Raw genomic sequence first — 25,879 nt, 5'->3', positions numbered from 1 at the left:
AGTTGTCTTACAGTCGTAAGACAGTGGGGGAACTACCCGAGGAACTCGCATGCGACGATTCATGGCCGTACTGATGGCGGGCGTTCTGCTGGCCGGCGTTCTGCTGGCCGCCCCGGCGGACGCGGGCCAGCAGCGCCCCGACCCGGTGGCAGGGGTGCTGGCAGCGTTCGGCAGCCACCCGATCGTGGCAAAGTCCAGCCCCGACGTGGGGACGTTCGTGTTCGACCTGATCCGCGACCCCAGGTTTCCGGGCCGGGTGAACGACATAGCGGTGGAGTGCGGCAACGCGCGTTTGCAGCCGATGTTGGACGCGTACATCTTCGGGGCCGAGGTCCCGCAGATCAGCCACGTGTGGCGCGACACGACGCAGCCGAGCTGCGGATTTTCGACGTTCTACGAGCAGCTGTTCGCGTTGGTCCGCCAGGTCAACACGACGTTGCCGGCGGCACGCAAGATCCGGGTGCTGGCCACCGATCCCCCGGTCGACTGGAGCCAAGTCCGGTCACCGGCGGACCTGGACCCGTTCCTGGACCGCGACGCTTCGATCGTGTCGGTGGTGAAGACCCAGGTGCTGGAGAAGAACCGAAAGGCCTTGATGCTGTTCGGCTTGGGGCACCTGACCCACAACGGAGGCAGCGCAGCGGTAGCCCAACTGGAACGTTCCTATCCGGGGGCGGCGTACGTGATCGCGGACCACCGGGGGTTCACGACGGACAACGCGCGATTGGAGCGGCAGCTGGGGACGTGGCCGGCTTTGGTGCCGTTGAAGGGTTCGTGGCTGGATTCCCTGGAGACGACGTACTTCCCGGTCAATCGGGAGTATCCGCCGGGAACGCGAGGGTATCCGGGAGTGGACGCGTATTTGTACGAGGGCCCGGCGGATCTGTTGCTGCGCGAGCCGTTGTCGGCCCGGGCGGCGTTGGACACGGAGTACGTATCGGAACTCCGCCGCCGAGCGGCGGCGATCGATGCGCCGCCGGATTCGATCGAGTGGCCGGAGACGTTCTTCGAGCGGGAGCGGACTTCTGGGGTCTTGCTGCGAGGTTGAGGGGCCGGAGTGGCCCCGGAGGCGACAGGGTCGCACGGCGACGAGCGAGGCTGCGCGGCGATGGGTGACATCGCCCGGCGGCCGGGCGAGGCTGCGCGGCGGTGGGGCGACGTCGCCCGGCGGCGGGGCGAGGCTGCGCGGTGAGGGAAGTTCGCGCGCCGCCAGACGACGTTGCGCGGGCTGAAGAAAGGACGCGCCACGGTGGGCGAGATTGCGCGGCGATGGGGCGAAGTTGCGCGACCGTGCCAAGACTGCGCAGCGATGGGCGAAGCTGCGCGACCGTGGCGAGGCTGCGCAGCGATGGCGCGACCTTTCGCGGCGAGCTTGCGGGCGAGGGACGCGGGTGTAGGCCCGTAGCCGTGTGACTGCGGGCCTTTCCCGTGTTCAGGCTGCGAATGGCAGCGGTTCGTGGAGGTTGTTGCGCCGGGGTTTTCGGCGCCGGTCGAGAAAGATCGGTGGAAGGAATTCGGGGAGGCCGTCGGGGGCGATGCGGACTTCCCAGCCGGAGCGGTGCAGCAGCCGGTGGTGGTGGGCGCACATCAACACCAGGTTGTTGAGGTTGGTGGGGCCGCCGTCGGCCCAGTGCCGGATGTGGTGGCCTTGGCAGTGCCGCGGTGGGCGGTGACAGCCAGGGAACGCGCAGCCGCGGTCGCGCAGGAACAACGCCCGGCGAAGCCCGGCGGAGATGAGGCGGCGGAGGCGACCCAGGTTGAGCGGTTCGCTCTTGGCGCCCAGCACCGCCGGAATGATCATGGCGTCGCAAGCGTGGACCCGGGCTTCGGCGGCGGTCATGGTGCCGGTGTCGCCGAGGGTCGCGGTGCCGGTGCCGGACTGCAGGTCGGTGAGGGAGACCGCGACCATGACGTGAGCCCGTTCCCCGGCCTGCATCGGCAAATCCGGGGAATTCAACGCCAGGTCGACCGCGTCGGAGAACGCATCGCCGTAACGCTGCGGCATCGCGCGGTGGTCGGGGCCGTCGTCGCCGGTGCGGCGCTCGGCCAGCGCATCGAGCAGGGCGCTGGCGCGGGTGCCGGTCTCGTCGTCGAACTTGCCGTTCAACACCCAGACCCCGGATCTTCGGCGACGCAGGAACAGTTCCCGGGTGGGAGTCGAAGGTTCGGTGTCGTCGGGTTCGGCACCATCAGGGTTGAGATGAGCAAGGATCCGGGAACCGAGGACCGCCACCTGCTTGTGCCCGGCCTCGGCCGCGAACGCCAACAGATCAGCCTCGACGCGGTCACGATGCTCAGGCGGCACCTCGGCCAGCACCCCGGTGATCGTGTCGATCATCGGAGCACTCAGCGACCCAGACAAGGCAGCAACACCCGTGCCCGGCGCCAACGCCGGGATCGGGGTGCCATCCAGGTTACGGCCCGGATTGACCAAACGAGCACGCCTCACCAGACGTTCCGCCGCCGACCTCGGAAGGTCACCGAGATGCTCCAGCAACCGGGCAACAGACCGGTAGCCGAACACCTCCATCACCCCACGCTGCTCGATCTCCACCACCAGCGCCCCCAACTCCGCCTCCGCAGACCGCATACACGCGAGCAACTCACCGAGACGGTCGGCCAAAGCCACCGCCTCGGCAGACGAAGAACCGCTGTCGGACATAGCCCAAGATTACCGACCATCGAACACAAGTTCACCACTCGAACGGGTACAACCCCCAGTCACACCATGGGACACCCAAACGTTGGCCTCAACGTACACCGCATAATCATCCACAGTGGACACAAAAACCGGCGCAAGAGCTCCGGGAACCACGACCAACCCGTCACGATCGAACGGCAACCCGGTCCACCGCCGCCAATCGGCCAAAGCGGACGCGTACTCCGCCATGGAAACACCAGGATCCTTGTCCGGCGGCCGAACCGGAATGACCAGCGACGAAAGCCCAGCCGCCGCAACAGCTTCCCGCATCGCGGCGAGCACCACCGATGACAGTCTCCGCCCCTGGCACGAAGGATGCACCGCGATGTCCAGGCCGCAAGCGGTATCCGGAGCGACACCGTCGAGCGCGTCCTCGGCAGCCGGTGCCCCACCCCCAGCAACGCCACCACCAGATGGGGCCAGCGCCGAGCCACCTGCCGCCCGCGGGCGAGCAAGCTCCCCTCCATGAACCGCGGCGAGCCCGGCGGATACGGGATCGCGTACACCGCCTCGAAAAGATCCGGCCGCCGGGCCAGCGTCACGACCTCCACGGGCTACCGCGACCAGGATTCCAGGGCGATCAACGTCTTCGTCCCCGTCACCTGGTGGTGCCGGCGGATCTCGTCGATCGTCTTCTGCAGGTGGGCCATGTCGCGGACGCGCAGCCACACCAGGGCGTCCGGGTCGCCCGCGATCGTGAACACCGCCTGGGCCTCCGGCATCCTCGTGGTCGTCCGGAGTATCTCGGCCACCTTCGTGTTGCCGACGAACCTCAGCTCGGTGAACGCCTCGATCCCCCAGCCCAGCTTCGCGTGGTCGACCTGGACCGTGAACCCGGTGATCACCCCGCTCTCCCGCAGCCGGTCGATGCGGCGCTTGACCGCCGCCGTGGACAGCGTGACGCGGGCGGCGATGTCCGACAGCGTCCGGCGGGCGTCCTCGCGCAGGAGGCCGAGGATTTCGTGGTCGGTGGCGTCGAGTAGCTCTTCAGGCATGCGTCGCAGCGTAGCCGGACGCAAAAATCAGTACCGAAAGCCGCGAACGACCACTGAAAGTTGCGTCGAGGTCGACAAAGCCACACCGCCTGTTGCGCCACTGTGGTCCACGTCGCATCGTGCCCCGAAACGAAGGGAGCGCGCCGTGGAGACGTTCACGCTGGAAGACCGCTATCTGCGGGAGGCCGGGACCGTGCACCTGACCGGGGTCCAGGCCCTGGTCCGGCTGCTGTTCGACCGCGTCCGCCACGACCGCGCCCACGGGGGCGACCCCGCCGTCTTCGTCTCCGGCTACGAGGGCTCGCCGCTGGCCGGCTACGACCTCGAGCTCGGCCGCCGCGCGACGCTGCTGGAGAAGCACGACGTCGTGCACCGGCCCGGCCTCAACGAAGAGCTCGCCGCGACGTCGGTCATGGGCAGCCAGCTCGTCGCCGGGGCCGGCGGGAAGCGGGGGGTCACCGGCTTCTGGTACGGCAAGGCCCCCGGTCTCGACCGGGCCAGCGACGCCCTCCGTCACGCCAACCTCGCCGGCACCGACCCGCGGGGCGGGGCGGTCGCCCTCGTCGGCGACGATCCCAACGCCAAGTCGTCCACCGTCCCCTGCGCGTCCGAGCTCGCCCTCGCCGACCTGGCCATCCCCGTCCTCTTCCCGGCCGACGCCCAGGACGTCCTCGACCTCGGGATGCACGCCGTCGAGCTGTCGCGGGCCAGCGGGCTGTGGACGTCGCTGAAGGTCGTCGCCAACGTCGCCGACGCGTCCGGCACCGCCACCGTCAGTCCCCGGTGGACCGCACCGCGCATCGAGAAGGCCTACCGGCACACGCCGACGTCCCGGCTGCTCGGCGCGAGCCTCGCCGAGCTGGAACGCAGCCTCTTCACCGTCCGCCTCCCGCTGGTCCTCGACTACCTGCGCGCGAGCACCGTCAACCGGATCACCGCCCGCGGACCGGCCGACCGGATCGGCATCGTCGCCGTCGGCAAGTCCTATCTAGACCTCCAGCAGGCACTGCGCACCCTCGGCCTCGACGAGGGCGAGCACGGCATCCGCATCCTCAAGCTCGGCGCGATCCACCCCCTGGAACCCGCGATCGTCCGCGAGTTCGCCGACGGTCTCGACGACATCGTCGTCGTCGAGGAGAAGCGCGCGTTTGTCGAGACCGCGCTCAAAGAGGTCTTGTACGGCACGACAAACGCGCCGCGGATCATCGGCAAGAAGGACCACGACGGCCGGACGCTGTTCACCGAACTCGGCGAACTGGACCCGGACGGCATCGCCGCCGGCCTGGCCAGGGTCCTGCCGCGGGACATCCCGCCGGTCGAGGCCTACCGCGGACGCCGTCGCCGCGAGCGCATCGCCGTCCCGCTGCTCGCCCGCACGCCGTACTTCTGCTCGGGCTGCCCGCACAACTCGTCGACGAAGGTCCCGGAAGGCACGCTCGTCGGCGGCGGCATCGGCTGCCACACCATGGCCTTGTTCATGGAGCCCGACCAGGTCGGCACCGTCCTCGGTGTGACGCAGATGGGCGGCGAAGGCACCCAGTGGATCGGCATGGCGCCGTTCGTCGAGGCGCAGCACTTCGTCCAGAACATCGGCGACGGCACCTTCACCCACTCCGGCAGCCTCGCCGTGCGCGCGGCGGTCGCGGCCGGCGTGAACATCACCTACAAGCTGCTCTACAACTCCGCCGTGGCGATGACCGGCGGCCAGGACGCCGTCGGCGGCCTGCCCGTCGAGAAGGTCGCCCAGCTGCTGCTGGTCGAGGGTGCGAAGCGGGTCGTGATCACCAGCGACGCCCCCGCGAAACACCGGAAGCTCCCCGCGGGCGTCGAGGTCCGCGACCGCTCCGAACTCCTGCGCACGCAGGAGGAACTGGCCGCGGTCAAGGGCGTCACCGTGCTGATCCACGAGCAGGAGTGCGCGGCCGAGAAGCGGCGGAAGCGCCGGCGCGGCAAGCAGACCGCGCCCGCCACGCGCGTGGTCGTCAACGAGCGCGTCTGCGAGGGCTGCGGCGACTGCGGCACCAAGTCGAACTGCCTGTCCGTGCAACCGGTGCAGACCGAGTTCGGCCGCAAGACCGCGATCCACCAGTCGTCGTGCAACGTCGACTACTCCTGCCTGGCCGGGGACTGCCCGTCGTTCGTCACCGTGGTGCCGTCCGGGAAGAAGCGGCGCCGGAAGGCCGTCGAACTGGCGGCCGACGCCGTTCCCGCACCGGAAACCCAGGACGCAGACTTCACCGTGCGGATCACCGGGATCGGCGGCACCGGCGTGGTCACCGTGACGCAGATCCTCGCCACCGCCGCGGTCCTCGACGGACGGCACGTCCGCACGCTCGACCAGACCGGGCTCGCGCAGAAGGGCGGCGCGGTCGTCTCCGACCTGAAGGTGACGGCGGAGCCGGTCGAACAGGCCCCGAAGCTGGCGGCCGGCGAGTGCGACCTCTACCTGGCCTGTGACGCGCTGGTCGGGGCGGACGCGGCGAACCTGAAGGCCGCCGATCCGGCCCGCACCACCGTCGTCGTCTCCACGACCGAGATCCCGACCGGCCGGATGGTCGTCGACACGACGGTCTCCTTCCCGGAGCCCGGCAGCGTGCTCGCGCCTCTCGAAGCCGCGGCGAAGCGCACGGTGTCGCTGGACGCGCGCGGGCTGGCCGAGGAGTTCTTCGACGACGACCAGTTCGCCAACGTGCTGCAGCTCGGCGCGGCGTTCCAGACCGGCGCGATCCCGCTGCCCGCGTCGGTGATCGAACGCGCCATCGAGCTGAACGGCACCCAGGTCGCCGCGAACCTGCAGGCGTTCCGCCGCGGCCGCCTGCTCGTCGCCGAGCCCCCGGCGGCCGCCACCCGGCCCGCGACGGCGAAGCCGCACCCGATGCGGGCCCTGGTGCACGCCGAGCCCGGCTCCGAGCTGGCGCGGCTGCTCGACATCCGGATCCCCGACCTGGTCGCCTACCAGGACAAGGCCTACGCCCACGCGTACGCGGAGTTCGTCGAGCGGGTCCGGGTGCTGGAGGACGGGCCGACCGAAATCACCGAAGCCGTCGCGAAGCACCTGTACAAGCTGATGGCGTACAAGGACGAGTACGAGGTCGCCCGCCTGTCGCTGGACCCGGCCTTCACCGACGGCCTCGAAGAGCAGTTCGGCGCGGGCACGAAGTACGCCTACCGGCTGCACCCGCCGGTCCTGCGGGCACTCGGGATGCGGCGCAAGATCAGCCTCGGCCCGTGGTTCCGGCCGGCGTTCCGGCTGCTGCACGCGCTGCGACGGCTGCGCGGGACCCGCTTCGACCCGTTCGGCCGCGCCGAGGTGCGGCGGGTCGAGCGCGAGCTGATCGAGGACTACCGCAGCGTGGTGCTGGAGGCGTTCCGGACCCGGGATCGAGCACGGGCGCTGGCCCTGGCCGAACTGCCCGACCTCGTCCGCGGCTACGAGGACGTCAAGCTCGCCAACGTGGCGAAGTACCGCGAACGGCAGGCCGAAGTCCTCACGCCCGCAGGTAGCTGAGCATCGCCTGGGCGCCGTCGGGGACGCGCAGCTTCGTGCTGACGTCCCCGGCGTGCTGCCGGGCCGCGGCGGTGCCGATGCCGAGCAGCCGCCCGATCGTCGGCACCGAATGGCCCTCGGCCAGCAACGCCACCACCTCGCGCTCGCGGGGAGTCAGCGTCGCCACCGGGTCGCCGGGCCGGGGCCGGGCCAGCTGCACCGCCACGACGTCGCGGTCCAGGACCGTGCCGCCCGCCGCGACCCGCCGGAGGGCGTCGAGGAACTCGTCGGGCTTGCCGACGCGCTCTTTGAGCAGGTACCCGGCTCCCCCGCCGCCGGCGGCCAGGAGGTCGCCCGCGTAGCCGTCTTCGACGAACGCCGACAGCGCGAGGATCGCCAGGCCGGGGACGCGGCGCCGGGCTTCGAGGGCGGCGCGGAGCCCTTCGTCGGTGAACGTCGGCGGCATCCGGACGTCGACGACGGCCAGGTCCGGTTCTTCGGCGCCGACCGTCGCCACCAGGTCGTCCGGGTGGTCGACGGCGGCGGTGACCTCGAACCCCTCGCTGCGCAGGAGCAGCACCAGCCCCTCGCGCAGCAGGGCGTCGTCCTCCGCGATCACGATCCGCACGACGGCTGCCTCCTCGCGTCCGCGTCATCCCCTGCCTGGGTGCACGGACGTACGGGGCAAAACGTTCAGCTCTGGCCGGACCAGCCGCTCAGCCGGGTCAGCAGGCGTTCCAGGACCTCGGGGTCGGCGGCCACCGGATCGCCGGAGACCGGCTCGTCGACGAGCGTCCGACGGTCCTGGCGGCGGGGCAGGCGCACCTGCCGCGCGGTCATGCCGCCCGGCAGCTGCAGTTCGCACCAGGTGGTGCGGCCGCCGCCGTCGGCCGGCGAGACGCCGAGCCGCTCGCCGGGGCGGGCCGGGGTGTCCGGCCGTCCGGGGACGTCGTCGTCGACCTCGATCGACAGCACCTCGGCGCGCAGCCGCAGCCGCAGCGTCACGAAGGCGGGCGCCTTCGGGTCGCTCGCGTCGATCACGGCCTCGACCAGGCGTTTCGCGGTGGCGGTCACCTGCTCCAGCATCGGCAGCAGGGACCAGTCGGTGAGAATCAGGCGGACGAACAGTTCGGTCACCGGCAGCGCGCTGGGCTGCGCGACGAGCCGGATGTCGTCCATCTGGGAGGTGTGCGCGCTCAAACCCGACCTTCCTCGCCCAAGGTGCGCCTGTGCCGCACCACGTCAGTCCGCCCGCCGCGGCACGGTACCGCCCGGGCCGGGCGTTGCCACCGTCGGGGCCTTGGGTGAGCTGCTCGAGGACGAGGCCGAGCCCGTCGAGCGGCTGCTCGGCGCGCAGGCGAAGGCGGTCGAGGTGTGGCCCGATCTTCGAGGAGTTCGACGCCGGCCGCGCGTATTTCGCCGCGCGGCCGGACGTCACGGGGGCATCGGCGGGTTCTTCGAGCAGCTCCTCGACCTCGGGCCCGCCGCCGCGGACTCCTGACCGGGCTCAGACCCGGGCCGGGACCCACAGCTCGTCGATGGCGCGTTCCGCCGCCGCGAGGCTCTCTTCGGCGAGCGGGATGAGTTCCGCCAGGGCCGGGCGGACCGGCGCCAGCGTCAGCTCGGCGGTGATGAAGCGCGGCTCCAGGCCGGTGAGGGAAACGCCGTGCGGGAGCCACTGCTGGGCGTGGTCCCAGCCTTCGCGCGGCGTGCCCTCGCCGTAGCCGCCGCCCCGGCTGGCCAGCACGACGAACTCGCGGCCGCCGAGCAGGCCGGCGTTGGTCTCGGGGTCGACCGACAGGCCCGGGGCGATGAGGTGGTCGACCCAGGTCTTGACGGTGCTCGGCGGCCCGAAGTTGTACAGCGGCAGGCCGAGCAGCACGGTGTCGGCCGCCTTGACCTCCTCGACGAGCTCGACCGTCCGCGCCCAAACCGCCGCCTGCTCGGGCGTGTGTTCCGCGGGTGGCACCCGCCCGGCCATGGCGCCGGCCGCGTCGACGTGCGGGATCGGGTGGGCGCCCAGGTCGCGGTAGGTGACGGTGCCGTCCGGGTGCGCGGAGCGCCACGCCGCCGCGGCCCGCGCGCTGAGCCGCCGGCTCACCGAGGCGTCGCCCTGGATGCTCGAGTCGATGTGCAGGAGATGAGCCATGTCGTTAGCCGTCCATAGATCGTTGGTGTAGGACAAACCATTGATAGCACATCGACCATTGGACTGCCCATATACTGGGCGGCATGACCTCGCTCCCGGTCGTCAACCAGCCCCCGCACCGCTGCGGCGCGCTGGTCGACCACCTAGCGCGCCGGCTGCGGCTGCGCAGCGAGTCGGTGCTGGCCCCGCTCGGCCTGCGGCCGCGGCACCTGATCCCCCTCACGGTGCTGCGCGACCGCGGCGGCAGCTCGCAGCAGGACCTGGCGAAGATCCTGGAAATGGACAGCACGAACGTGGTGACCCTGCTCAACGAGCTGGAGACGGAGAACCTGATCGCGCGGCGCCGGTCGCCCGAGGACCGCCGCCGTCACCTGGTCGAGCTGACCGACGTGGGCGCGAAGCTGCTGGCGCGGGCGGAGTTCGCGTTGACGGCGGTCGAGGACGAGGTGTTCAGCGGGCTGAGCGACGAGCAGCGGGAGACGCTCTACGAGCTGTTGCAGCAGGCGACGCGCAAGACCGGCGTGGAGGCCTGCCGGGAGACGCCGCCCTGCTGAGCGTCACGCGCCGGCGATGTCCCGCGCCAGCTGCTGCGCTTCCGGCAGCGTGAACTTCCCGGTGATCTGCGTGGCGCCGTCGGTGATGGCCGCCTGGATCTGCGGCGCGGTGAGCACCCGGCTCTTCACGACCATCGCGACCTGCTTGCCGACGTTGCTGCCGGTCCTCTCCGCCCACGTCCGCGCCCCGGCCGTGCTGAAGCTGAGGTTGACGACGGAGCTTCCCGTCGCCGGATCGAGCCGGGCCTCCACCCAGCCCACGTCAGCGCCGCTGAGGAACCCCGGGCCGAGGACGAACCGGCTGCCCGTGCCGGGGTCGCAGCTCACCAGTGGGAGCGCCGGATCGTCCCGGCCGTCCGGGGTGTCCGGCGCGTCCGGCGCGCAGTCGAGCGCGGGCCGCAGCCTCCTGAGCGGCCGGGTCCGTGCTCTGCCGCTGCCCCGGCGGGCCGGCCGCCGGCCCGGGCGGCAGCTCACCCCAGCACGGGGCGGAACCGCAGCCGCGAGGAGGATCCGCACAAGGGGTCATCCTGGTGGAAAAGCGGACTTCCGGGAAGCGCGGTCAGAGGGGTTCTTGGTACATGGCCAGGACTCGTTGCAGCTGCGCTATCCGCCGCTGCGCTTCCTCCAGCCGGCTCTCCAGCTTCTCCCGCTCGCGGCGCTCGTACTCGGCCCGGGTGAAGTGCAGTTCCATGAAGTCGACGACCCGGCCCAGCTGGTGCCGGCTGTCCTTCGACTCGGCCGCGACGAGCTCGACCTGCTCTTCGGCCTGGCGTCGGGCCTGGTTGATCTCCGCCAGCTCGACCCGCATGTTCTCGATGTGCGCACGTTCGCGACCGTGCAGGACACGCAGATCCTGCTCGCGCTGCACGTCACCCGGCGAGACCACCGCTCCGGCCACCGCCCGGCCGGCGCGCAACCGTTCCAGGTCCGCTTCCAGCTGCCGGCACTTGGTCTCCTCGCGGGCCAGGCGGGCCGCCAGGTCCTGCTCCCGCCGCCGCAGATCGGACACTTCCTGCCGGGCCTCGGCGAGGCGGTCACCCAGGTCGCGGGAGAAGTCGTCGAAGTCGTTCCGGACCACGACCAGATCGAGCTCCTGCGGGCCGGTGCTCGTCTCCAGCCGGGCCCGTGCCCGCTGCCACGGGCCGAGCGCTTCGCTGGGCAACCCGCATGCGAGCAGGATCGTCACCAGCTGGTGCTCGCGAGGCAGCCGGGTTCCGTTGAACAGGTCGGTCATGGTCGATTTGGCTAGCGACTTCGGGCGGTTCGACGACGACTTGGCCAGTTCGTCGTACGTCATCCCCGAGCGCGACCGGACCTGCCGCAGCAAGCCGGCGAAGTCGGCGACGCTGTTCGCCTGCTCCGGCACCAGATCGCCGAACAGGCCGGAAGAGGGGGAAACGACCACATCAACCGGTCGCACCAGCCGACCGGCGTGTTACGCGTCCCGTTCCGGCCCGTCCGCTCCCGTTCGCATCGTTCCGGCTTCGTTCGGATCGCTGTGAAACGCGCGGCGGAGCGGGTCTTCTGGAGACATGAACTCCTCAAGCACCGGCACCACGAACTCCGCGGACCTGTTCGATTTCCTGAAGTGGGTGATGAGCTCCCGGGCCCGCTCGAAGGACATGCGCAAGCTGCTCTGCGTCGCCGGCGGTATCGCGGCGATCCTGGTCGGCGTCCTCGTCGTGGGCCTGGCCGCGTCCGGCCCGTCCTCCGCCGCGGCCGGGGTGCTCTGCGGCGCCGTCGGCCACCGGTTCCGCGGCCGGAGACCCAGCGGCCGGGACGACGTCACCCCTCGGGCGGGAACAGGCGCGGCATGAAGGCCAGCATCAGCGCCGACCAGACCACGTGCGTCAGCAGCGGCGCCTGCACCCCGCCCGACCGGCCGCGCTGCCACGCGAACAACGTGCCCATCACCGCCGACGCCAGCACGAGCGCCGGGTTCCGGGTCGCCGTCGTGGAAAGCACGTACACCGCCGTGGCGACCCGGGCCCCCGACGCGTCGTACAGGGCGCCGCGGAAGAAGACCTCCTCCGCCGCTCCCGTGAGCAACGTCGTCGCCGCCACCGAGGCCGTCGGGCCGCGGCGGGCGTGGTCCAGGACCCCGGCGATCGCGCGGCGCAACAGCGGGATGCGGCGGGCCACCAGCGCGCACCCGTAGAACACGCCGAACGCGCCCGCGCCCACGGCCACCGGCTGGACGACGTCCGCGCTCCCCCGGCGGACCGGCCCGGCGACCCGGGCCCCGGCGAGCCAGGTGGCCGCGACCGAGACCGTCAGCACGTGGAAGCGGCGCGATCCGGGGCGGCTGGCCAGTGACGCGCCGAGCAGGCCGGATCCGGCGGCGGTCACCGCGGCGAGGACCGGCTTCACGCCGGCCGCCGGCTCTTCGCGCGCTCGCCCAGGGCCTGCAGCACCGCTTCGTCGTAGCCCATCGGCTCGAAGTCGACGATCCGGCGGATCGCGTCGTCGCGGACCACGACCTCGTTGGTCATCGAGTCGATCAGCGCCCGCCCGGTCGGGACGTCGATGTCGGTGACCAGCGACAGCCAGTACGACGACAGCCGCGGGGACAGCAGCGGGACCGGCAGGATCAGCAGCGGCCGGCCCTCGATCGCCGCCACCCGCTGCAGCATGTCGCGGTAGGCCAGCACTTCCGGGCCGCCGATGTCGAACGTCCGGCCCGCGGCCTCCGGGTGGTCGAGCACACCGACGAGGTAACGCACGACGTCGGCGATCGCGATCGGCTGCGTCCGCGTGGTGACCCAGCGGGGGGTCACCATGGCCGGCAGGTGCTCGACCAGCTGCCGGGTCAGCTCCCACGACGTGCCGCCGTGGCCGATCACGATCCCGGCGCGCAGCACCGTCACCGGCACGCCGGACTCTCCCAGCAACCGTTCGACCTCGCGCCGGCTGGCCAGGTGCTCGGACAGCGCATCGTCGTCGTCCCCGAGCCCGCCGAGGTAGACGATCCGGCGCAGGCCTTCCGCGGCCCGGGCGAACGCGCGCGCGGCATCGGCGTCACGGCGCTTGAAGTCCGCACTGTCGAGTGAATGCACGAGGTAGTACGCGGCTTCGACGCCCTTGAGCGCGTCCCGCAGCGAACCGACGTCGGCGACGTCGCCGCGGACGGCTTTCCCGGCGCCGCGGTACTTCGCGGGGTGGCGGGTCATCGCGAGCACCTCGTGGCCGGCCGCCTCGAGCGCCGGGCACAACCGGCTGCCGACGAACCCCGACGCCCCTGCCACCAGCACCCGCATGCCCGCGACGTTAGCCGGGACGGCCTTCGCGCGCAGATCGTCCGCCGCCGGCGAAGCAGACCGCGGCGACGACCCCGGCGCACCCGATCAGCTGCGCCCACCCGGGCGTCTCCCCGAGCAGGCCGATGCCGAGCAGGACCGCGCCGACCGGCTGCAGCAGCATCAGCGTCGCCCCGGTGGTCGCGGACATCCGGGGCAGCGCGGCGGAGATGAGCAGCCAGCCCGCCAGCTGGCCGACGCCGGCGAGCGCGATCAGCCAGCCGAACGCGGGCCAGCCCGGGGTCAGGTCGAGCGTGCCGGTCGGGACGCCGAGCACGACGGCGACCACCCCGGCGGAGACCGTGGCCAGCACCAGTGAGTGCGCTTGCGTGCCGGTGCCGCCGCTGAGCCGGATCAGGAAGAGGTAGCCGGCGTACCCGGCGCCGGCCAGCAGCGCCGCGACCGCGCCGGTGACCGGGTCCGGGCCGAACGAGCCGGTGCCGGCGAAGCCGCCGGCCAGCACGATCCCGGCGAGCAGCACGGGCACCGCGGTGAGGAACCGCTTCGACGGCCGTTCGGCCAGGAACGCGAAGGCCAGCAGCGGCACGATCACCACCTGCACGGCGAGGAGCACGGTCGCGATGCCGGCGCCGACCCGCGGGATCGCCTCGCCCCAGAGCACGAAGTCCAGGCCGAGCCCGGTCCCGGCCAGCAGCGGCAGGAGCACCCGGCGCCGGCCGGGCGTGCGCCGTTCGCGGCCGGCCAGCACGAGCAGCACCGGCAGGGCGAGCAGGCAGCGCCAGAACGCGCTCGTGCTGCCGCTGACGTGCGAAACCTTGATGAAGACCGACGACAGCGAGATGCAAAAACTGCCGAGGGCGGCGAGCAGGCGCGGGTCGAGGCGGCGAGTGAGCGTCGGGGCGGTCGTGAGCACGCCTCCAGCGTGCGGGCGCCGACTGTCAAGGACAAGCGAATGTTTCTGCCTGGAATTCGGTAGCATCGCTACCGTGTTCGGACTTGAGCGGATGCGGGCGCTGCACGCGGTCGCCACCCACGGCTCGGTCGCCGCGGCGGCCGAATCCCTGCACGTGACGCCGTCCGGGGTGTCCCAGCAGCTGGCGAAGCTGGAACGCGAGGCCGGCCAGCCGCTGCTGGAGCCGCGCGGCCGCGGGGTCCGGCTGACGAAGGCGGGCCACGTGCTGGCCGGCCACGCGGAGCGGATCCTCGCCCAGGTCGCCACGGCGAAGGCGGATCTGGAGCTGCTGCGCGACGACGTCATCGGGCCGCTGCGGATCGGCGCGATCCCGACGACGGTCCACGCGCTGCTCCCGCCCGCGCTGGCCACCCTCGCCGCGCAGCACCCGCGGCTCGCGGTGACGCTGCACGAGGGCGAGGCCGAGCAGACGATGCCGCGCGTGCTGGCCGGCGACCTCGACGTCGCGGTGCTGGAGAGCTGGACCGACCACCCGACGGTGATCCCGCCGTCGGCGGCGAGCAGCACGCTGTTCTCCGACGTCGCCGACCTCGCCCTGCCGGCCGGGCACCGGCTGGCCCACCGCAAGACGGTCGACCTGTCCGAAGTGGACGACCTGCCGTGGATCGGCTGGAGCGCGGGTTCGGGGTGCCACGAGTGGCTGGTCCGGGTGCTGCGCAAGCAACGGCTGGAGCCGCGGATCAGCTGCACGGTCGGCGGCTACCCGACCCAGCTGGCCCTGGTGGCGGGCAACCTCGGCGCGGCGCTGGTCCCCCGGCTGGCCCGCGACCGCGTGCCGGAGGGGGTGCGGATCCTGGCCACGCGGCCGGCGCTGAGCCGCACGATCCACGCGGTCTGCCGGGCGGGCGAGGAGGACCGCGGGGCGGTGCGGGCCTGCCTGGACGCGCTGCGGGCGGCGTCGGCGCGGTTCGAAAGCGCGGGCCGGGTCACCGGCTGAGCCGCGCCACCATCTCGGTCACCAACCGGCCCGGGCGCCGGTGGTGCACCAGGAAGATCTCCCGCTCCGGCCGGGCGTCCGCCGCGTCGCGGACCTCGACGCGGGCCGGCCCGACCCGCTCGAGCACGCTCTCCGGGACGAACGCGATGCCGAGCCCGGCTTCCACCAGCGCCACGATCACCTGGTAGTCCCGCGTCTCGTACGCCACCCGCAGCCCCACGCCCGCGGCGCCGGCGAGCTGCTCCAGGCACGCGCGGTTGGGTACGCCCGGGCTGCCGGAAATCCAGTCCTCCGCGGCCAGTGCCCGCAGGGTGAGCCGGCGGGCGTGCGCCTTCGCGTGCCCCTTCGGCAGGATCAGCCGGAACCGCTCCGAACGCAGCAGCGACCGCTGCAGGCCGCGCGGGTCGGGCAGCGGTGCGCCGGGATACCGGTGGGTGATCAGCAGGTCGAGTTCGCGGGAACTGACCAGGCCGTACCCGTCCGGCGGCTCGAGGTCGAGCAGCCGCAGCGCCACGCCGGGGTGGTCCCGGCGGAAGCCGGCGAGCGCGGCCGGCACCAGGGTCATGCCCGCGCTCGCGAACGTGCCGACGGTGAGCTCCTCGTCGAGCAGCGCCCGGACCGTCCGCTCGGCCGTCCGCAGCTCCCCGACGATCGCCTCGGCGTGGACGAGCAGCGCCTCCCCGACCGGCGTGAGCGTGACGCCGCGGGCGTGGCGGTCCAGCAGGCGGGCGCCGACGTCGCGCTCCAGCTTCGCCAGCTGCTGCGAGACGGCGGACGGTGTGAACGAAAGCCGTTGCGCGGCCGCGGCGATCGAGCCGGCGTGGGCGACCTCGGCCAGCACGGCCAGGCGGTGGGCGTCGAGCACGGAAGCCTCCAGCCGTAAGTGCTGCTTAATCCAGCATAGGAGACGTCGCTGGTGCTTACGGTGGGCCGCGCGCATGCTGGAGCCATGATCAGCACTGCGGATGTCGAACGGGCGGCCGCGCGCATCGAGGGCCGGGTCCGCCGGACGCCGGTGCTCGCCGCGGACGAAGGCGTGTGGTTCAAGCTGGAACACCTGCAGCACACCGGGTCGTTCAAGGCCCGCGGCGCCTTCAACCGGATCATCGCCGCGGGCGAGCAGAACGGCGTTGTCGCCGCTTCGGGTGGGAACGCCGGCCTCGCCGTCGCCTACGCCGCCTCGGAATTCGGCCTCCCGGCACGGGTCTACGTCCCGGCGACGGCGCCCGCCGTGAAGGTCGCGAAACTCCGGCAGCTCGGCGCGACGGTGGAATTGGCCGGCGAGAAGTACGCCGACGCCTACGACGCGGCCGTGAAACACGCAGCCGACTCCGGCGAGCTCTTCTGCCACGCCTACGACCAGCCGGACATCTGCGCCGGGCAGGGCACCCTCGGCCTCGAACTGCTGGAGCAGGCCGGCGACCTGGACACGATCCTCGTCGCGGTCGGCGGAGGTGGCCTGCTGGCCGGGGTCGCCGCCGCGGTCGAAGGCCGGGCGCGGGTGGTCGGCGTCGAGCCCCGCACGATCCCGACGCTGCACTCCGCCCTGGCCGCGGGTGAGCCGGTCGCGGTCGACGTCGCCGGCATCGCCGCCGACTCCCTGGGCGCGACCCGGCTCGGTGACATCGCCTTCGCCGTCGCCACCCGCACCAACGCGGGCTCGGTGCTGGTGGAGGACACGGCGATCGCCGAAGCGCGGGCGGCGTTGTGGGACCGCTACCGCCTCGCCGTCGAACCGGGTGGGGCGACCGCGTTCGCTGCCCTGCTGTCCGGCGCCTACCGGCCGTCGCCGGGCGAGCGCGTGGCCGTCCTGCTCTGCGGCGCCAACACCGACCCCGCCACGCTCACTTCCCCGAAAGCCGCGCCACCACCGGGGCGAACTCCTCGAGGAACGCGCCGTTGACGCTGAAGTAGGACACGCCCTGTTCCTCGCGACGGCGTTCGAGCTCGGCCACCATCTCGTCGACGTCGCCGCGGAGCAGGCCGAGGGAGTCGTGCTCGATGAGCGTCTCGGCGTCGACGCCGATGAAGCCGCGGATCCACGGCGGGACCTCGGTGCCGACGACCCAGATGTTCATCGCGAACTCGATGTCGCGATCACCGGCCGCGGAACGGACTTCCTCAATGTGCCCGGTCATTTCCTCGCGGGTGGTCAGCACGCCGCCGGCCATCGTGACGATGTCGGCCTTCAGCCCGGCGAGGCGGCGCACCTTCGGCCCGCCGGCGGCGATCATCACCGGCGTGTGCCCGTCGCCGTCGAGCCGGCGGACGTGGTCGACCGTCTCGGAAACCGCGTCGAGCCGGTCCTGTCCCGAACCGTACGGGAGCCCGAGTTCCCCGGCCTGCTGGCGCATTTCCGGCCGCCCGGTGCCGAGCCCGAGCTCGAACCGGCCGTCGGTGACGACGGTCAGGCTGTGCGCTTCCCAGGCCGCCGCCCGCGGCGTGCGCAGCGGGCTGGCCAGAACGAACGAGCCGACGCGCAGCTCGGTGGTCGCCGCGGCGGCCGCGGCGAGGGCGGCGGTCGGTGTCGGCATGTTCAGGTTGTCCGGGCACAGCACGGTCGAATAGCCGAGTTCTTCGGCCCGGCGAGCGGTGGCCAGCCACTTCGCGCCGCCCTCGGTCGCGCCCGCGACCACGCCGAACCGGAACGCCTTCTGCGGCATCGAACACCCCCACGTCGTTGGTCCTTCGATCAAACCACCGGTGCGCCCGGCCGTGCCACCACGGCCGGGCGCACCACCGGCGTCAGCCGCGCTGGTACTCCTCCCAGGTGACCTTGGTGACCTGCGGGCCGTCGTCGGCGCCGCGGCCGGCCAGGCCGTTCATGCCCAGGTAGTAGTCGCCGGTCTGGTGCTGCGCACCCGAGGACAGGTCCGGGTCGGAGACGGCCATCGCGTGGATGTGGTAGTCGAAGCCCTGCGCCGGCGTGCGGTACCAGGCCGCGAACCCGACGTTGCGCAGCGCCTTCAGCAGGTTGTTGCGGTTGGTCGACGACATGCCGGACACCGAGATGTCCATCGCGCCGCCGCCGTCGTGCGTGCCGGCCGAAGCGTCGACACCGCCCGCGTTGTACGAGCCCTGCGTCAGCGTGACCTGGAAGCCCGCTTTCCCTTCCGCCGCAACGAGCATCGCCTTGGTGCGGGTGTTGAGGGTCTTGCCGTGGTAGGTCACGTGGCTGCCGGCGGAAATCGGGTTGGTGACCGTGTACCGGCCTTCGCCCAGCTTCTCCAGCGAAGTCTTGCCCGGCAGGCCGGACGCGTCGAGACCGGTGTAGCCCAACGACTTCTGGTACTGCGAGTACGCCGTGATGGTGGTGGTGCCGAAGTAGCCGTCGACGTACTGGCTGTCGAGCAGCCCCTTCGCCTGCAGCGCCTGCTCGACGAGCAGGACGCTGTCGTGGGCGCCCGGGGTCTGGGTGTCGTCGGCGCGGCGCGGGTCGATCTGGGCCGCCTTCAGCACGGCCTCCATGTTCGCCGTGGGCAGCACCGTCGTGGCCGCGGTTTCGGCCTGGGCCGGTGCGGCCACGGCGAACGTCGCGGCGGTGAGCGCCGTGAGCACGGCGGCCTTCGTGAACATCCTGGTCCTCCATGGGTCGGAATCTCGTTGTGGGGAGGAGAATCACGCAACCGGATACAAGGGACGTACAAACCGGATTCGCCCGTTCTCGACCACGAAGCCGCCTCGACACCCTGGGGGTCGGCCGGTGACGGCATGTAATTCCAGCCACATTCGGGCCCGTTTTCACTGGTCCAGCCGTGTTGACCGGCGTCACGGAGAGTTTCAAGGGACCCCCACTGGACTCTCCCGTGCTCGTTTCGTAACCTGTTCGAGATCTCGCGGCCCCCGGTCGTCCCCAGACGGCGACGCGAGATCGCCGCCGACACCCCCTGCCGGGTACCGGACCCCCACCGCGGGCTCTTCCTGTTGCGGTCGAGCACGCCCCGGGGACGGGCGAGGCCCCCGACTCGCCGTCCCGGTACCCGCCGGCGGCCGATCAGCAAAGGAGACCCGCGCGAGAATGCGTTCGCATCCCGTCAAGCGCGTGGTGTCAGGTGCCCTCGCCGCGGCCTCGGTGATCACCGTCGTCACCATGGCCCAGCCGGCCACCGCCGCCCCCGTCCCCGTGCTCCAGGCGCCGCCCACCGGCTCCGACGCCCTCGCCAAGTACCGCGAACTCGCGGCGCAGGCGGAAAAGCTCAACGAGGACCTGCTCCGCGCCCAGGACGACCTGACCGCGAAGCAGGGCCAGCTCGACAAGGCCAACGCCGACGTCACCAACGCGAAGAACGCCGGCGCCCAGGCGATCGAGGCGAAGCGGAAATACCAGTCCGAAGTGGACAAGTTCGCCGGTGCGTCGTTCACCAGCGGCGTCCAGATGAACAAGCTGTCGGCGCTGCTGGCCGGAACGTCCACTCAGGACTTCCTGGACCGTTCGGCGGCGCTCGAGGTCATCGCGACCGACAAGAACGCCGCGATGGACAACCTCAGCGGCGCGGCGGCCAAGGCCGCGGCGGCCGAGAAGACGGCCGCCGACGCGGCGAAGCAGGCACAGGACGCCCGGGACGCGGCGGCGAAGCTGGCCTCGGACATCGAGGCCAAGAAGAAGGACCTGCAGGGCCAGATCGACCAGATCGAGGCCCAGAGCCGGTCCCTCAGCAACGCGGACAAGGCCGCCCAGAAGGACACCGGCGGGGCGGCGCCGAACGTCAAGGCGCCCACCGCGGCGGCCCAGACCGCGGTCAACGCGGCGCTGAGCAAGCTCGGCAGCGCCTACGTCTGGGGCGCCACCGGGCCGAGCACGTTCGACTGCTCCGGCCTGATGCAGTGGGCGTACAAGCAGGCCGGGATCTCCCTGCCGCGGAACTCGGCGGCCCAGGCCGGGTTCGGCACGCCGGTGTCGCGCGACCAGCTGCAGCCCGGCGACCTGGTCGCCTACTACTCCCCTGTGTCCCACATCGGGATGTACATCGGCGACGGCAAGATGGTGCACGCGCCCACGAGCGGCGACGTCGTCAAGATCTCGCCGCTGATGAGCCAGTACGCGGGAGCCACGCGCCCCACGGCCTGAGCGCACGACCGGTGCCCCGTTCCGCGAAGTGTAGAAATCGCGGAACGGGGCACTTTTCGCGCATGAAAGACATCCCTGACGCCGCCACCGTCGAAGCCGTCGGCAAGGTGACCGAGGCGCTCGAGACGATCGAGCGCGCCCGCGGGCACCTCTACTCCTTCCACCAGCTGACCGGGAGCGCGGACCTGGCGCTCGGCGAGGCCGTGGAGCAGCTGGAGAAGGCCGGGCACGGCGACTGGGCGCGGCGGATCTCCGAAGAGCTCATCGGGCTCAACGTGTTACCCGATCGGTGGACATTCCAGGTCGTCGAGGAGTACGACGACGGCTACTACAAGGCGTGCCGCGACCTCGAGCGCGAGCTGCTCGCTTCGCTCACCGGAGGACGCCGCCACCTGCACGAACAGCAGATGAAGGACGACCGCCGCACGCACGGGCGGCCGGGCCACGAGGCGGGGGCCCCGAGCACGCCCCCGGCCGGCACCTGACCGGCGATTGTCGGACCCCTGCGCTACAGTCGACCGCAGACGAACAAACGTTCGATTGGAGGAGTCGTGACCGATCAGGTGGAGCCCAACCCCGAGAAGGACCCGAGCGACTGGACCACCGGCGACGAGCCGATGACCGGGCCGCAGAAGTCGTACCTGCAGACGCTGGCGCAGGAAGCCGGCGAAGAGGTGCCGGAGGGCCTGACGAAGGCGGAGGCGTCCGAGCGGATCGACGCCCTGCAGAAGGCGACCGGCCGCGGCACGTGAGGGGTCACCGCGCGGGGATCCGCCACAGCACGGTGGGTTGCCGTTCACCCCGCCGGGCCCGCGCCCGGACGGCGAGCAGCCAGCCGATGCCGATCACCGAAACGAGGGCGAGGCCACCCCACGAGAGCACGGTGAAGACGTCGGCCTGCAGCGCGGTCGGCTGCGGCTGGTAGCCCTGTTCGAGCTGGACGTACTGCCAGGGCGTGCCGGTGAGCAGCAGGGTGAGCACGAGGGCGATGCCGTGCATGGCGTCCCAGAGGGCGTGGAGGAGGGCGACACCGAGGTAGCTGAGCAGCAGGCGGAGCGTCAGGGCGAAGTGGCGGTGATCGCTGGCGGAGAAGAGCACGCCGCCGAGGATCGCGGTCCACAGGCCGTGGCCCACGGGCGCGAGCACGCCGCGGAGCAGCTCGGTCTGGACGAGGTCCATGAGCGAGAGCCCGCGTTCGGTGAACAGCGCGGTAAAGGCGTAGCCGGCCGACTCGAAGGCGGCAAACCCGAACCCCACGGTGGCGCCCAGGACGAGCCCGTCGGTGGCGAACTTGACCCGGAAGTGCCGAGTGAGCACGGCCAGCACGGCGAGCTTGACGGCCTCTTCGATCAGCCCGACCCCGGCGAACAGCCAAGCGGAGGGATGCAGCAGGTAGGACTCGAGCAGCGAGGCGGCCAGCACCCCGAGCACCCCACCGGCGACGAAGGTGCTGAAGAGCAGCTCGGAGGTGACCTCACCACTCCGCCGCCGCCCGAAAGCCCAGGCGACGAAGGTGACGGGCACGAGAAAGCTCCCGAGCAGCACCACGGTGGGCACGAGGTTCGGGTTGCCGGTGACGAAGGTGACGACCACGGCAAGCACCCAGAGAAGGGCACCGACGAGGAACATCCGCAGCCAGACCCGGCGTGACCGGGCCCCGGCCGCGGGCCGAGCGGACGGATGGGCCATGGGGGTACTGTGCCCTGGTTTCGGCAGCTCCGCACCCGCTGGACTTCGATCCCGGCTGCAGGATTCGCCTTGCTCACGCCGGCTCGCCCTCGCTCGCGCCGGTGCACGCCTCGCCGGGCGGCGCCCGCGCCGGGCCACACCCGCGCCGGGCCACACCCGCGCCGGGCCACGGTTCCGTCGGGTCACGCCGGGCGGCACCCGCGCCGAGCCACGCTCGCGTCGGGCCAACGCTCGCGTTGGCCTCACCGGTGCGCCCCGGCGGGGCCACGCCCGCGCGAGCACACCCTCGCCATGCCGCCGCAACTCCCCTAGCCAGGCCGCACGCGCGCCGGTGCACCCGCGCCGGGTGGCGCCCGCGCCGGGCCGCGCTCGCGTCGGCCCCGCCGCGCACCCTCGCCGGGCCGCGCCCGCGCACCCCCGCCGGGCCGCGCCCGCGCACCCTCTCGCCAAGACGTCTGTCGCGGCTCCCCAGGCAAGCCGCACGCGCCGATCGGCCCTCGCCGAGCCGCCAGGCTTGAGCCGGCCCACGCCGCGCCTTCCGGTCCGCCGAGCCGCCAGGTCGCCTTGGCGCCCCAGCGCTTGAGCCGAGGCAGCCGCACCGCCGACGTGCGGTTCGGCGTCACAAGGGCCTGCCCGGGCGCCGCGGTGCGTCCTCCGGATGCACTCCCCGAGTCCGGCCGGCACAGCACCCGGCCCGCACCCTCATCGGTGTGCCCCACACCACGGCTTGCGAACCGCCCCAGCGGGTAGCCAACCCGAGATGCCCTACTGCCGAAGGAGGACATCCCGTGTACCTGACCGTGCTGCTCGTCAGCCTCGCCGGGCTGCTCGTGCTCGGTGGCGTGGCCGTCCGGGAGCTGCCGAAGTCCTATCCCCTCACCGCGAAACGGACCCTCGTCGCGGCCTGGGTCGTGGCCGCCGCCGGGGTTGGGTGGTGGGCCTTTGCTCCCGGTGCGGCTGCGCTTGTCGTCACCGTTGTCGGGTTCGGCTTTCTCGTTGCCGCCCTGAATCGGGGGCCGGAACGGCCGTCCTACCCGCGTTCGACCCCCTACCAGCCACCTCGATGAGTGAAAGCGCGCGCACCGGGTACCTCCCGGGGATGTCCCAGCCGAACGAACAGCAGCCCGAGATCGCCCGGTCCGGCACCCCGGATCCCGGCCGAGCCGAGGACCCGCTCTACCGCCCCGGCGAGGGCGAGCCGGCCGATCACCCCGAAGAGGCACGCGGTGTCGGGGCGAAAGTGATCGGTGAGCTGCGGGAACGTCGCGAAAGCTGACCGTTCAGGCCGCTTGCGGCAGCGCCGCGCCCGTCACGCGGAGCAGGAACTCGGCGTTGGAACCGGTCTTGCGGAGCTGCTCCAGCAGCTGCTCGATCGCGTGCGGCCCCGGCAACGCCCGCCGGACCTCGCGCATCGCCGCCAGTTCGCCCGGGGTGACCAGCAGTTCTTCGCGCCGGGTGCCGGACGCCGCCACGTCGACCGCCGGGAAGATGCGTCGCTCGGCCGTCTTGCGGTCGAGCTTGAGTTCGAGGTTTCCGGTGCTCTTCAACTCCTCGAAGAACACCGTGTCCGCCAGAGAACCGGTTTCCACCAGCGCCGACGCGATGATCGTGAGCGAGCCGCCGCCCTCGATGTTCCTTGCGGCGCCCAGGATTCGCTTCATCGGCTGCAACGCGGCCGCGTCGACGCCGCCGGACAGCGTGCGGCCGGAGGGACGCGCCGAAAGGTTGTACGCGCGGCCGAGGCGGGTGAGCGAGTCGAGCAGCAGGACGACGTCTTCGCCCTGTTCCACCAAGCGTTTCGCGCGCTCGACGGTGAGTTCCGCCACCGCCACGTGCTCGGCCGGCGGCCGGTCGAAAGTGGACGCGATCACTTCGCCGCGGACGGTCCGGCTCAGCTCGGTGACCTCTTCGGGACGCTCGTCGGCTAGCAGGACCAGCAGCCGGCAGTCGGGGTGGTTGACCGACAGCCCGTGGCCGATTTCCCGCAACACCGTGGTTTTCCCGGCTTTCGGCGGTGAAACGACCAGGGCGCGCTGCCCCCGGCCGAGCGGGGTGACGAGGTCGATGACGCGCGGCAGCAGTCGCGTCGGCGTGGTTTCGAGGAGGAGCCGACGGTCCGGGTGCACCGGCACGAGGTCGGCGAACCGCGGACGCGGCTCGCGCGGGTCGCGGCCGTTGACGCTGATGATCTCCTCGGGGGTGCCGGCGACCTCGTCACCGGGCCGCAGATTGTTTTTGCGGACAAGGGAAAGCGGGATCGCGACGTCGTCGGGCACGGGCCGGTAACCGGGCCGGACGAACGGTGTTTTGCCGGACAGGTCGAGGATTCCGTGAAAAGGCATGGGTGTCTCCTGAGGTGGTGATGGGCCTGCGCACGGACGGCGAGGCCGCGAAGAAGGAAAGAGGCCGAGTGGCCTGGATCCGGGGAGCTGCCTCCGGGCGGCCGAGGGGCCGGCATCCGCGAGGAGCGTATCCACTGTAGCGACTCATCTCACGAAGCACAACGGGTAAGACTTCGTGGCGGTGGGTAGTCCATGAGAGAAGCCCGCTGAAACGGGGGAACTGCGGCTGAACGATGGGAGCGGATCGTGTATCGACATACCCCGGAAACTGGCGTCGATACGGGCGAGAGCACCGACGCCGACCAAGCCGGGACCACGGCCCCGGAGCGCGTTGCCGCCGGAGCCGTGGTCGCCTCGACCTTCGAAGAACTGGCGCCGGCCCTGCCCAACGAGATGGCCGGCCTGCGCCGCAAGCTGATCCACTGGCTGGGCGAGTTCCCGCTCGACCCGGACAGCACGCACGACATCACGCTGGCCGCGTACGAAGCACTGGCCAACGTCGCGGCCCACGCCTACCCGCACGGCCACGGCTGGGCCCGCTTGCAGGCTCGCCGGGAGGGCGACGCGATCACGGTGACGGTGACGGACACCGGCTGCGGCATCCCGGCGACCCGCCCGAGGGTGGCGGGCCTGCGGACCTCGGGTGGCCGCGGCCTGCTGCTGATCGACCAGGTGGCGGACCAGTCCGACATCGACTCGGGAGAGAAGGGAACCACGGTCCGCATGACGTGGCGCCCACCGGCCCTCAGGGACGCAGGCTGACGCGCCGGGCCGGCCGCGCCAACGGCCGGCCGAGCACCAATCGGCGCATCACCCGCCGGCTCGCCTGACCGCGCGCCGGCGGGTTTGCGCCTGGCGGGTTTCGCTCGAAAGGCGAGCGAGATCGGCCGACGCCTGCGGCGCTGGGAGCGGCCGAAGGCTCGGCCTCTGCCCGAAATGGACCTGCAGGGCACCAACGGCTCGCGGCGCGCCGGGCAGACCCGAACTGCCGAGGCACCTGGCAGGACACGAACAACCCACGGCGCGCCTGGCAGGACACGAACGGCCCGTGGCGGGCTTGGCACGACACGAACGCCCCACGGCGCACGTGGCAGGACACGAACGGCCCGCGGCGGGCTTGGCACACCACGAACGACCAAGGCAGACTCAGCAGGGCACGCCTCGTGGCGGGCTTGGCGGACCACGAACCACCCGAGGCAACCCCAGTAAACGCGAGCGCCTCGCAAACCGCGCCCTCTTCGGCTCGGGCGGCTCTCGCTGAATTCAGATCCCGGACGCACCCGCCCGGCCGGCCACATTCACGCCGCCGGACTGTGCCCGCACCGCAGAGTCACGCCCGCCTCGAACCACGCGCCCGGACGGTGCCCGCCCTGCAGCGTCACGCCCGCCTCAAACCATGGGCGGGCGGGCACGCGTCGCCGATCAAACCTGCTTCAAACTGCATCAATCCCCCAGCAACCCCCTCAAGCCACCTCGGCCAGGCGGACCAGCCTGTTCCTCGGGTACGAAACCAGCTCCCGCTCCCCGTCCGTCGTGAAGATCTCGACGGAGTCCTCCAGCAACTCCGCCGAATTCACCTGCAGCTGCCACGCGGGCAGCCCCGGCGCCGGCTCGTGCCAGAACCACTGGCCCTTGGTGAGCTGGTGCGCCGGGACTGTCGCGTCGTCCGTTTTCATGTGCTGAGGCTATCCGTCACCACCGACAGTTTTCGCAGCACCTGGAACCTG

Annotated in this window: 29 protein-coding genes; 13 read left to right on the top strand and 16 right to left on the bottom strand. The window is 71.8% G+C overall.

What is annotated here, in order from left to right; translation table 11 throughout:
• The first annotated feature begins 49 nt into the window (after window positions 1-49).
• Window positions 50-1,048, top strand: coding sequence for a hypothetical protein (locus H5965_RS19935; protein WP_310971541.1), 999 nt, complete (start codon window positions 50-52; stop codon window positions 1,046-1,048).
• Between the two features lie 384 nt (window positions 1,049-1,432).
• On the opposite strand, the gene H5965_RS19930 is transcribed toward H5965_RS19935, so the two are convergent.
• Window positions 1,433-2,662, bottom strand: coding sequence for a DUF222 domain-containing protein (locus H5965_RS19930; RefSeq protein ID WP_310971540.1), 1,230 nt, complete (start codon window positions 2,660-2,662; stop codon window positions 1,433-1,435).
• Window positions 2,663-3,255: 593 nt separating this feature from the next.
• Window positions 3,256-3,696, bottom strand: a complete 441-nt coding sequence (locus tag H5965_RS19925) for an Lrp/AsnC family transcriptional regulator (protein ID WP_310971539.1) — start codon at window positions 3,694-3,696, stop codon at window positions 3,256-3,258.
• A gap of 145 nt (window positions 3,697-3,841) precedes the next feature.
• Between H5965_RS19925 and H5965_RS19920 the strand changes: the two genes are divergently transcribed.
• Entirely contained in the window at window positions 3,842-7,204 is a 3,363-nt protein-coding gene (locus H5965_RS19920) for an indolepyruvate ferredoxin oxidoreductase family protein (RefSeq protein ID WP_310971538.1), read from the top strand.
• Here the strand turns inward: H5965_RS19920 and H5965_RS19915 are convergent.
• Both H5965_RS19915 and H5965_RS19910 read right to left on the bottom strand, forming a co-directional pair.
• Complete coding sequence (locus tag H5965_RS19915) at window positions 7,185-7,811, bottom strand: response regulator transcription factor (protein WP_310971537.1); 627 nt, start codon at window positions 7,809-7,811, stop codon at window positions 7,185-7,187. The two genes, H5965_RS19920 and H5965_RS19915, sit on opposite strands and share 20 nt — an antisense overlap.
• Before the next feature lie 65 nt (window positions 7,812-7,876).
• The gene (locus H5965_RS19910) at window positions 7,877-8,383 is read right to left on the bottom strand and encodes an ATP-binding protein (protein ID WP_310971536.1); all 507 of its coding nucleotides are present in this window, start codon (window positions 8,381-8,383) and stop codon (window positions 7,877-7,879) included.
• A 100-nt stretch (window positions 8,384-8,483) separates the two neighbouring features.
• Between H5965_RS19910 and H5965_RS19905 the strand changes: the two genes are divergently transcribed.
• Window positions 8,484-8,684, top strand: coding sequence for a hypothetical protein (locus tag H5965_RS19905; protein ID WP_310971535.1), 201 nt, complete (start codon window positions 8,484-8,486; stop codon window positions 8,682-8,684).
• 6 nt (window positions 8,685-8,690) lie between these two features.
• Here the strand turns inward: H5965_RS19905 and H5965_RS19900 are convergent, their stop codons facing one another.
• Window positions 8,691-9,332 carry an NAD(P)H-dependent oxidoreductase gene (locus H5965_RS19900; RefSeq protein WP_310971534.1) on the bottom strand — a complete coding sequence of 214 codons (642 nt, stop codon included), beginning with the start codon at window positions 9,330-9,332 and terminating at the stop codon, window positions 8,691-8,693.
• 83 nt (window positions 9,333-9,415) lie between these two features.
• Between H5965_RS19900 and H5965_RS19895 the strand changes: the two genes are divergently transcribed.
• On the top strand, window positions 9,416-9,886 hold the full coding sequence (locus tag H5965_RS19895; protein WP_310971533.1) for a MarR family winged helix-turn-helix transcriptional regulator: 471 nt from the start codon (window positions 9,416-9,418) through the stop codon (window positions 9,884-9,886).
• A 3-nt stretch (window positions 9,887-9,889) separates the two neighbouring features.
• Here H5965_RS19895 and H5965_RS19890 read toward each other — a convergent pair whose 3' ends face one another.
• On the bottom strand, window positions 9,890-10,360 hold the full coding sequence (locus H5965_RS19890) for a SecDF P1 head subdomain-containing protein (RefSeq protein ID WP_310971532.1): 471 nt from the start codon (window positions 10,358-10,360) through the stop codon (window positions 9,890-9,892).
• A gap of 85 nt (window positions 10,361-10,445) precedes the next feature.
• Window positions 10,446-11,306 (bottom strand): helix-turn-helix domain-containing protein, encoded by an 861-nt coding sequence (locus tag H5965_RS19885; protein ID WP_310971531.1) that lies wholly within the window; start codon window positions 11,304-11,306, stop codon window positions 10,446-10,448.
• A gap of 112 nt (window positions 11,307-11,418) precedes the next feature.
• Between H5965_RS19885 and H5965_RS19880 the strand changes: the two genes are divergently transcribed.
• The gene (locus tag H5965_RS19880; RefSeq protein ID WP_310971530.1) at window positions 11,419-11,703 is read left to right on the top strand and encodes a hypothetical protein; all 285 of its coding nucleotides are present in this window, start codon (window positions 11,419-11,421) and stop codon (window positions 11,701-11,703) included.
• Here the strand turns inward: H5965_RS19880 and H5965_RS19875 are convergent.
• Genes H5965_RS19875 through H5965_RS19865 form a run of 3 tightly spaced genes read right to left on the bottom strand, consistent with a single transcriptional unit; the run spans window position 11,672 to window position 14,056 of the window.
• On the bottom strand, window positions 11,672-12,256 hold the full coding sequence (locus H5965_RS19875) for a CPBP family intramembrane glutamic endopeptidase (RefSeq protein WP_310971529.1): 585 nt from the start codon (window positions 12,254-12,256) through the stop codon (window positions 11,672-11,674). The two genes, H5965_RS19880 and H5965_RS19875, sit on opposite strands and share 32 nt — an antisense overlap.
• Entirely contained in the window at window positions 12,253-13,143 is an 891-nt protein-coding gene (locus H5965_RS19870; RefSeq protein ID WP_310971528.1) for an NAD(P)H-binding protein, read from the bottom strand. The genes H5965_RS19875 and H5965_RS19870 overlap by 4 nt, the downstream gene beginning before the upstream one ends.
• A 10-nt stretch (window positions 13,144-13,153) precedes the next feature.
• The gene (locus H5965_RS19865; RefSeq protein ID WP_310971527.1) at window positions 13,154-14,056 is read right to left on the bottom strand and encodes an EamA family transporter; all 903 of its coding nucleotides are present in this window, start codon (window positions 14,054-14,056) and stop codon (window positions 13,154-13,156) included.
• Window positions 14,057-14,129: 73 nt separating this feature from the next.
• On the opposite strand from H5965_RS19865, the gene H5965_RS19860 reads away from it, so the two are divergent.
• Window positions 14,130-15,053: a LysR substrate-binding domain-containing protein gene (locus H5965_RS19860; protein WP_310971526.1), complete on the top strand. Its 924-nt coding sequence runs from the start codon at window positions 14,130-14,132 to the stop codon at window positions 15,051-15,053.
• Here the strand turns inward: H5965_RS19860 and H5965_RS19855 are convergent.
• Window positions 15,043-15,918 (bottom strand): LysR substrate-binding domain-containing protein, encoded by an 876-nt coding sequence (locus H5965_RS19855; protein ID WP_310971525.1) that lies wholly within the window; start codon window positions 15,916-15,918, stop codon window positions 15,043-15,045. The genes H5965_RS19860 and H5965_RS19855 overlap by 11 nt on opposite strands.
• Window positions 15,919-16,002: 84 nt before the next feature.
• Here H5965_RS19855 and H5965_RS19850 point away from each other — a divergent pair, with 84 nt between their 5' ends.
• Window positions 16,003-16,956 (top strand): threonine/serine dehydratase, encoded by a 954-nt coding sequence (locus H5965_RS19850; protein ID WP_310971524.1) that lies wholly within the window; start codon window positions 16,003-16,005, stop codon window positions 16,954-16,956.
• Here the strand turns inward: H5965_RS19850 and H5965_RS19845 are convergent.
• Together H5965_RS19845 and H5965_RS19840 are read right to left on the bottom strand one after the other, a co-directional pair.
• A complete protein-coding gene (locus H5965_RS19845) occupies window positions 16,898-17,716 on the bottom strand; it encodes an LLM class flavin-dependent oxidoreductase (protein WP_310971523.1) in 819 nt (272 codons plus the stop codon). The genes H5965_RS19850 and H5965_RS19845 overlap by 59 nt on opposite strands.
• A gap of 82 nt (window positions 17,717-17,798) precedes the next feature.
• Window positions 17,799-18,629 carry a peptidoglycan-binding protein gene (locus H5965_RS19840; protein WP_310971522.1) on the bottom strand — a complete coding sequence of 277 codons (831 nt, stop codon included), beginning with the start codon at window positions 18,627-18,629 and terminating at the stop codon, window positions 17,799-17,801.
• Between the two features lie 442 nt (window positions 18,630-19,071).
• Between H5965_RS19840 and H5965_RS19835 the strand changes: the two genes are divergently transcribed.
• The 3 genes from H5965_RS19835 to H5965_RS19825 all read left to right on the top strand — a co-directional run bounded on the left by H5965_RS19835 (window position 19,072) and on the right by H5965_RS19825 (window position 20,873).
• Window positions 19,072-20,121, top strand: coding sequence for a C40 family peptidase (locus H5965_RS19835; protein WP_310971521.1), 1,050 nt, complete (start codon window positions 19,072-19,074; stop codon window positions 20,119-20,121).
• Window positions 20,122-20,183: 62 nt separating this feature from the next.
• The gene (locus H5965_RS19830) at window positions 20,184-20,606 is read left to right on the top strand and encodes a hypothetical protein (RefSeq protein ID WP_310971520.1); all 423 of its coding nucleotides are present in this window, start codon (window positions 20,184-20,186) and stop codon (window positions 20,604-20,606) included.
• A gap of 66 nt (window positions 20,607-20,672) precedes the next feature.
• On the top strand, window positions 20,673-20,873 hold the full coding sequence (locus tag H5965_RS19825; RefSeq protein ID WP_310971519.1) for a DUF3072 domain-containing protein: 201 nt from the start codon (window positions 20,673-20,675) through the stop codon (window positions 20,871-20,873).
• A gap of 4 nt (window positions 20,874-20,877) precedes the next feature.
• On the opposite strand, the gene H5965_RS19820 is transcribed toward H5965_RS19825, so the two are convergent.
• Entirely contained in the window at window positions 20,878-21,810 is a 933-nt protein-coding gene (locus H5965_RS19820) for a PrsW family glutamic-type intramembrane protease (protein ID WP_310971518.1), read from the bottom strand.
• A gap of 788 nt (window positions 21,811-22,598) precedes the next feature.
• Between H5965_RS19820 and H5965_RS19815 the strand changes: the two genes are divergently transcribed.
• Window positions 22,599-22,877, top strand: coding sequence for a hypothetical protein (locus tag H5965_RS19815; RefSeq protein WP_310971517.1), 279 nt, complete (start codon window positions 22,599-22,601; stop codon window positions 22,875-22,877).
• Window positions 22,874-23,086 (top strand): hypothetical protein, encoded by a 213-nt coding sequence (locus tag H5965_RS19810; protein WP_310971516.1) that lies wholly within the window; start codon window positions 22,874-22,876, stop codon window positions 23,084-23,086. Before H5965_RS19815 ends, H5965_RS19810 begins: the two co-directional genes overlap by 4 nt.
• A 4-nt stretch (window positions 23,087-23,090) precedes the next feature.
• On the opposite strand, the gene rho is transcribed toward H5965_RS19810, so the two are convergent.
• Window positions 23,091-24,152, bottom strand: a complete 1,062-nt coding sequence (gene rho / locus H5965_RS19805) for a transcription termination factor Rho (protein ID WP_310971515.1) — start codon at window positions 24,150-24,152, stop codon at window positions 23,091-23,093.
• 345 nt (window positions 24,153-24,497) lie between these two features.
• Between rho and H5965_RS19800 the strand changes: the two genes are divergently transcribed.
• On the top strand, window positions 24,498-24,914 hold the full coding sequence (locus tag H5965_RS19800) for an ATP-binding protein (protein WP_310971514.1): 417 nt from the start codon (window positions 24,498-24,500) through the stop codon (window positions 24,912-24,914).
• 701 nt (window positions 24,915-25,615) lie between these two features.
• Here H5965_RS19800 and H5965_RS19795 read toward each other — a convergent pair.
• Complete coding sequence (locus H5965_RS19795) at window positions 25,616-25,828, bottom strand: hypothetical protein (RefSeq protein ID WP_086838852.1); 213 nt, start codon at window positions 25,826-25,828, stop codon at window positions 25,616-25,618.
• Between the last annotated feature and the right edge of the window lie 51 nt (window positions 25,829-25,879).

Origin of the sequence: Amycolatopsis sp. 505, from assembly GCF_031625235.1 — a bacterium.
Lineage (GTDB): Bacteria > Actinomycetota > Actinomycetes > Mycobacteriales > Pseudonocardiaceae > Amycolatopsis.
Note: the sequence above shows the minus strand (reverse complement) of the source record. Positions and strands in the feature narration are given on the sequence as shown.